Annotated in this window: 7 protein-coding genes and 1 pseudogene; 6 read left to right on the top strand and 2 right to left on the bottom strand. The window is 71.2% G+C overall.

The window, feature by feature from the left end; genetic code table 11:
- The 4 genes from J1C73_RS13925 to J1C73_RS13910 form a co-directional block, all read left to right on the top strand.
- Positions 1-718, top strand: a 718-nt coding sequence (locus tag J1C73_RS13925; protein ID WP_207316643.1) for an SDR family oxidoreductase, incomplete at its 5' end; no start/stop codon positions are given.
- A gap of 33 nt (positions 719-751) precedes the next feature.
- Complete coding sequence (locus J1C73_RS13920) at positions 752-1,264, top strand: NUDIX hydrolase (RefSeq protein ID WP_207316642.1); 513 nt, start codon at positions 752-754, stop codon at positions 1,262-1,264.
- Between the two features lie 43 nt (positions 1,265-1,307).
- Entirely contained in the window at positions 1,308-1,703 is a 396-nt protein-coding gene (locus tag J1C73_RS13915) for a YidH family protein (protein WP_207316641.1), read from the top strand.
- A complete protein-coding gene (locus J1C73_RS13910) occupies positions 1,700-2,011 on the top strand; it encodes a DUF202 domain-containing protein (RefSeq protein ID WP_124286486.1) in 312 nt (103 codons plus the stop codon). Before J1C73_RS13915 ends, J1C73_RS13910 begins: the two co-directional genes overlap by 4 nt.
- A 29-nt stretch (positions 2,012-2,040) precedes the next feature.
- On the opposite strand, the gene J1C73_RS13905 is transcribed toward J1C73_RS13910, so the two are convergent.
- A complete protein-coding gene (locus J1C73_RS13905) occupies positions 2,041-2,976 on the bottom strand; it encodes an NADP-dependent oxidoreductase (protein WP_207316640.1) in 936 nt (311 codons plus the stop codon).
- Between the two features lie 74 nt (positions 2,977-3,050).
- Entirely contained in the window at positions 3,051-4,340 is a 1,290-nt protein-coding gene (locus tag J1C73_RS13900) for a glucarate dehydratase family protein (RefSeq protein ID WP_207316639.1), read from the bottom strand.
- Positions 4,341-4,495: 155 nt separating this feature from the next.
- Between J1C73_RS13900 and J1C73_RS13895 the strand changes: the two genes are divergently transcribed.
- Both J1C73_RS13895 and J1C73_RS13890 read left to right on the top strand, forming a co-directional pair.
- The gene (locus J1C73_RS13895) at positions 4,496-5,524 is read left to right on the top strand and encodes a phosphotransferase family protein (RefSeq protein ID WP_207316638.1); all 1,029 of its coding nucleotides are present in this window, start codon (positions 4,496-4,498) and stop codon (positions 5,522-5,524) included.
- A gap of 8 nt (positions 5,525-5,532) precedes the next feature.
- Positions 5,533-5,720 (top strand): annotated as a pseudogene (locus J1C73_RS13890) (acyl-CoA dehydrogenase); the annotation flags it as partial.

Genomic DNA, 5,720 nt, shown 5'->3' with positions numbered 1-5,720 from the left:
CGGCCTCGGCGCCGAGGCCGCGCGCCTCGCCGTGGCCGGCGGCGCGAACGTCGTGATCACCGACGTGCTTGACGAGGAGGGCGCGGCGACCGCGGCCGAGCTCGGCCCGAAGGCCCGCTTCCTTCACCACGACGTGACCTCGCAGGAGGACTGGCAGCGCGTCGCCGAGTTCGCCCTCGCCGAGTTCGGACGGATCGACGGCCTGGTCAACAACGCCGGGGTCTCCACCGGGCAGCCGCTGGAGACCGAGACGGTCGAGCACTTCCGCAAGGTCATCGACATCAATCTGACGGCCGTCTTCATCGGCATGAAGACGGTGATCCCGCTGATGAAGGAGAACGGAGGCGGCTCGATCGTCAACATCTCCTCGGCCGCCGGGCTGATGGGCCTCGCCCTGACCTCCAGCTACGGCGCGTCGAAGTGGGGCGTGCGCGGGCTGACGAAGGTCGGCGCGGTGGAGCTCGGCACGGCGAAGGTGCGGGTGAACTCGGTGCACCCCGGCATGGTCTACACGCCGATGACCGCCTCCGTGGGCATCCAGCAGGGCGACGGCAACTACCCCAACACCCCGATGGGCCGGGTGGGCGAGGCCGGTGAGATCGCCGAGGCCGTCGTCTTCCTGCTCTCGGACGCCGCCTCCTACATCACCGGCGCCGAACTCGCCGTGGACGGCGGCTGGACCACGGGCCCGACCGTCAAGTACGTCATGGGGCAGTGATCCTCCGCGGCGGTCTGCTGTTGGATGAGGTGCATGACACCTTCTGACGAGATCCTGGACATCGTCGACGAGAACGACGAGGTCGTCGGGCAGGCCACGCGCGGCGAGGCGACCGCGCGGGGCCTGCGCCACCGCTGCGCGTTCATCGAGGTCAGGGACGCCGACGGCCGGATCTTCGTGCACCGCAGGACCGCCACCAAGCTGGTCTTCCCGTCCCACTACGACATGTTCGTCGGCGGAGTGGTCGGCGCGGGCGAGACGTACGACGAGGCGGCGCTGCGGGAGGCCGAGGAGGAGCTGGGTGTCACGGGGCTCCCCCGCCCCGAGCCGCTCTTCAAGTTCCTCTACGAGGGCGACCGGCACAGCTGGTGGTCGTACGTCTACCGGGTACGGTGCGAGCTGCCGGTGAAGCCGCAGGCGGAAGAGGTCGCCTGGCACACCTTCCTCACGGACGTGGAGCTGGCGGAGCGGCTCGACGGCTGGCTGTGGGTGCCGGACGGGCTGGAGTGCCACCGGCGGCTGCAGGCGCTCCGCGAAGCGCCCTGAACCGGCCCGCACCGCATACCGAAGCGGCAGATATGGTCCGGACGTGAACGAATTCGTACAGAGCCTGCGGCTGTGGTTCGCGCCGCAGCGTATCCGCGAAGAGGGCGACACCCCCGACTACCGTTTCTCGCTCGCCAACGAGCGGACCTTTCTCGCCTGGATCCGGACGGCACTCGCGCTGATCGGCGGCGGTTTCGCGGTCGACCAGTTCCTGCCGGGACTCTCCTGGGGCATCCGGGCCGGTCTCGCGCTGGCCCTGCTCGCGGCCGGTGTGCTGTGTGCGCTGCGGGCGGTCAACCACTGGGTGCGCTGTGAGCTGGCCATGCGGCGGGGCGAGGATCTGCCGGTCTCCCGGTTCCCGACGCTGCTGAGTCTCGCGGTCGCCGTCGTCGCCGTCGCGATGGTGGTGGTGGTCCTCTTCGGCTGGGAGGGGCGGTGAGCGCCGCGGAGCGCGATCCCGGCCTGCAGCCCGAGCGGACCAGGCTGGCCTGGCGCCGCACCACGCTCTCCTGCACGGTGGTGGCGCTGCTGGCGGGCAAGCAGGCGCTGCACGGCGGGGCGAGCCCGGCCGGGATCGTCGCCCTGTCGCTGAGCGTGCTCGCCTGGCTGGGGTTTCTCCGGGTGGCGAACCGCCGGGTGCAGGGCATGGGAACCGCCCGTCCGCAGCAGCTGGGGGCGAGGGAGGCCCTGATGACCGCGGCGTGCACGGTCGCGCTGGCGGTGTTCGCGGTGGCCATGCTGTTCTGATCGCGGCGATCGCGGGCCGGGCGCGGCGGTCAGCTCTCCCAGTCGACCGTGACGACGATCTTGCCGCGGGTGCGCCCCTCAGCATTGAGCCGGTGCGCCTGGGCGGCCTGTTCCAGCGGGAAGACCCGGTCCACATGGACCGAGACGATGCCCCGCTCGGCCAGTTCCGCCAGATGGGCGAGGTCCTTGGCGTCCGGCCGCACGAAGGCGTACTTGCCGCCGTAGGAGAACACCTCGCTGTCCACGATGGAGGTCAGCCGCCCGTCCGGCGCGAGCGTCTCGGCGGACACCCGCAGGGCCTCCCCGCCCACGGTGTCGAAGGCGGCGTCGATCCCGTCCGGGGCCAGCGCCCGCAGCCGGTCGGCGAGCCCGTCCCCGTACTCCACGGGTTCCGCGCCGAGCTGCCGCAGATGGTCGTGGTTGTGCGCGCTCGCGGTCCCGATGACCCGGCAGCCGGCGTGCCGGGCGATCTGCACGGCGAGCGAGCCGACACCGCCCGCCGCCGCGTGGACGAGGACGGTGTCGCCGTCGCGGATGCGCAGCGACCGGTGGAGCACCTGGTAGGCGGTGAGACCGGCCAGGGGCAGCCCCGCGGCTTCCTCGAAGCTCAGCCTCAGCGGTTTGCGCGCGAGGGTGCGCACGGGCGCGGCGACGTACTCGGCGAAGGTGCCTCGGCTGAGGAAGTCCTCCCGCACGTATCCGATGACCTCGTCGCCCACGGCGAACTCCTCCACGGCGACGCCGGGCTGGACGACCACCCCGGACACGTCCCAGCCGGGGATCACGGGGAAGACCGCGTCGAGCGCGGCGTCGAGGTTCCCCTGCCGCGCCTGTCGGTCGACCGGGTTGACCGCGGCGGCCCGCACCTTCACCAGGACGGTGTCGGGGCCGACCTTGGGGTCGGGCCGCTCGCCGTACTCCAGGACATCGGCACCGCCGTATGCGCTGTAGCTGATCGCCTTCATCCTCCGACCATCGGCGCAGGTCGCAGGCTGCGCAAATCAGGCCCTCCCGGTCCCCTCCACCCGGCGCGGGGCTCTCACCAGCGCGGGATCGACGGTGTCCGCCACTGCGGCTCGGCCTTGCGCATCGCGGCGGCGTCGTCACGCTCGCGCATCGTGCCGTCGTCGTCGAGCCAGCGGCGGTGCAGCACGGCCAGGCGTTCCCGGTCGAGCTCGACTCCCAGGCCCGGGGCGTCGGAGACGGTGAGGCGGCCGTCCTCGAAGACGTGGCGGGTGGTGATGACGTCCTCGGTCTGCCAGGGGTAGTGGCTGTCGCAGGCGTAGTCGAGGTTGGGGACGGTGGCCGCGACATGCGTCATGGCGGCGAGGCTGATCCCGAGGTGGGTGTTGGAGTGCATGGAGAGCCCGACGCCGAAGGTGCGGCAGATCCCGGCCAGTTCGCGGGTGCGGTGCAGCCCGCCCCAGTAGTGGTGGTCGGAGAGGATGACCTGGACGGCGTCCCGGGCGAAGGCCTCCGGGACCTCGGCGAGCGTGGTGACGCACATGTTGGTGGCCAGCGGTACGTCGGTGCCGGCCGCCACGGCGGCCATCAGCTCCGTGCCGCTCGCCGGGTCCTCCAGGTATTCGAGTACGTCCTTGAGCTGCTCGGCGACGTACAGCGAGGTCTCGACGGACCAGGCGCCGTTGGGGTCGAGGCGCAGCGGCTGGTCCGGGAACGCCTCGGCCAGCGCGCGGACCGCGGCGATCTCCTCGTCGGGCGGGAAGACGCCGCCCTTGAGCTTGAAGGAGGAGAAGCCGTACTCACGGGCGAAGCGGCGTGCCTGGGCGACGACCCCGGCCGGGTCGACGGCCGCCCCCCAGTCGTCCCGCTCGCCGCCGTCGGGGTGCTCGGCCCAGCGGTAGAAGAGGTACGCGCTGTACTCGACGGTGTCGCGCACCTTGCCGCCGAGGAGTGCGTGCACGGGCAGGCCGAGGGATTTGCCCAGCGCGTCCAGGCAGGCCACCTCGAAACCGGACACCACCGAGAGCCGCAGCTTGTCCGCGGTCTGGACGCCGCGCAGCCCGCCCGCGTCGACCCGCTCGTCGGCCGCGCGTGAGTCTGCGCACACCTCGTCGGCGAGGGCGAAGAGCCCGTTCAGATCGCTGACCGGGCGGCCGGCCAGCGCGGCGGCGAGCGGCTCGGCCAGTTCGAGGTACTTGCCGTCGCCGTAGGTCTCCCCGATGCCGGTCACTCCGCCGCGTGTGACGACCTCCACGACGAGGCGTGGGGTGTACGGCTGGTGGACGCCCTGGGTGTTGAGGAGCGGCGGGTCGGCAATGAGGATCGGGGTCAGCCGGACTTCTTCGATCAACAATGCTGTATCCATACGTGAACTCTATTCAGAGATGCGACTGAACGCCAGAGGCTGGGCGGCCGTTCGGGCCGGATCGGTCACATCCGGTTCGGGAAGTTCACTGGACGACATACCGACTGGTCGGCATCATGAACACCGACCGTTCATTCACCCCGGAGGTGCGCACGATGAGCCCAGTCCACCCGCCAGGTCTCGACCTCGACCGGCTGCGCGGACATCTCGACCGCGAACGGCCGGGTCTGGTGAGCGGACCGCTCGACGCCCGGCTCATCGAGGGCGGCCGTTCGAACCTGACCTACGTCGTCACGGACACCGACGGCACCGGCCGCTGGGTCGTCCGCCGGCCGCCGCTGGGTCATGTGCTGGCCACCGCACACGACATGAAGCGCGAGCACCGGGTGATCAGCGCACTGCACCCGACGGCCGTCCCGGTCCCCGAGACGCTGCTGCTCTGCGAGGACGACTCCGTCATCGGCTCGCCGTTCTACGTCATGGAGTACGTCGAGGGCACCCCGTACCGCACCGTCGAGCAGCTCGCCCCGCTCGGCGCCGAGCGCACCCGCACGGCCGTGCTCGGTCTGGTGGACACACTGGTCGAGCTGCACGCCGTGGACCCGGCGGCCGTCGGGCTCGGCGACTTCGGACGCCCCGAGGGCTTCCTGGACCGGCAGCTGCGCCGCTGGGGCAAGCAGCTGGACGCCTCCCGCAACCGCGAACTGCCCGGCATCGACGAGCTGCACGCGGCGCTCGGGCGCGGACTGCCCGTCTCCCCGGCCCCGACGGTGGTGCACGGCGACTACCGCCTGGACAACGTCCTGATCGGCTCCGACGACCGGATCAAGGCCGTGCTCGACTGGGAGATGTCGACGCTCGGCGACCCGCTGACCGACCTCGGCCTGCTCGTGATGTACAGCTCCGACCTCGATCTGCCCGAGTCACCGGTCTCCACGACCAGCGGCGCGGCCGGCCACCCCTCCCCCGCCGAACTGATCGAGCGCTATGCCGCACGCTCCGGCCGGGACACCTCCGCGATCTCCTGGTACACGGCGTTCGCCTGGTTCAAGCTCGCCGTGATCCTGGAGGGCATCCACTACCGCTACACGCTGGGCCAGACCGTCGGTGGCGGCTTCGACCGCATCGGCGATCTCGTCCCCGTCTTCATCGCGCACGGCCTCACCACCCTCCAGGAAGGCTGATCAACCCCATGGACTTCGCATTCGACGCCCGTACCGAAGAACTGCGCGCCCAGCTGCTCACCTTCATGGACGAGCACGTCCACCCGGCCGAGAAGACTGCGGAGGAGCAGCGGGAGCAGCTCGCGTCGCCGTGGGACACCCCGCAGATCGTGGCGGACCTGAAGGCCGAGGCCCGCCGGCAGGGGCTGTGGAACCT

Origin of the sequence: Streptomyces laculatispora (genome assembly GCF_017353455.1) — a bacterium.
GTDB classification, from domain to species: domain Bacteria; phylum Actinomycetota; class Actinomycetes; order Streptomycetales; family Streptomycetaceae; genus Streptomyces; species Streptomyces laculatispora.
The sequence above is the reverse complement of the archived record's forward strand: the minus strand, read 5'-3'. Positions and strand labels throughout refer to the sequence as shown.